Origin of the sequence: Alteromonas sp. W364 (assembly GCF_031846205.1) — a bacterium.
Lineage (GTDB): Bacteria > Pseudomonadota > Gammaproteobacteria > Enterobacterales > Alteromonadaceae > Glaciecola > Glaciecola blandensis.
In genome coordinates this window covers 1-493 of the sequence record NZ_JAVRID010000033.1, presented here as the reverse complement: position 1 = coordinate 493, position 493 = coordinate 1, and the positions used below count along the sequence as shown (strand labels likewise).

The 493-nt window shown below is 38.1% G+C and carries 1 protein-coding gene; it reads left to right on the top strand.

Annotated elements, in window-relative coordinates:
- Positions 1 to 440 (top strand): hypothetical protein (locus RM556_RS17330; RefSeq protein WP_311375217.1); only part of this gene is annotated, 440 nt, incomplete at its 5' end.
- Between the last annotated feature and the right edge of the window lie 53 nt (positions 441 to 493).

Here is a 493-nt window from a genome sequence, read left to right as displayed (position 1 = left end):
GTGTTTGTTGTGGTTTGGAGGTTTTTATAAACAAGGTATTGATAGGCGTAATTATTGTATCGGTTGCACTAAATATTTATCTTTTTTTAGCTCCCGGAAGCCTTAAACAAGATGGCGGCATCGTTCCCGTATTAGTCAATGAGTCGCAACTGGAATGCCTGAGCCGTAGAGGGGTTGATCCACTCACTCCAGTTTTAACAAAGAAGGTTTTTGGGCCTGAGGCATTTACTGGCATCAGCATAAGTTATTTTGACTTGTCTAATAACCCAAATGGCTTTGAATATGAATTTAGTAATTGCTTTTATGATCGAATAATACCTGCTGTAAACGTGACTGAACTTGATTCCGCATTAGGGTTAGCCAATCATTCAGGTTATGAAAATTATTACTTTTATAAATCAGCCGAAAGTGAAACGGTTACTATTTATGTTAAGCGATAAACATAACAAATCCATCAACCGGATTTGTGGAAGAGCGCCACAAACCGGTTATG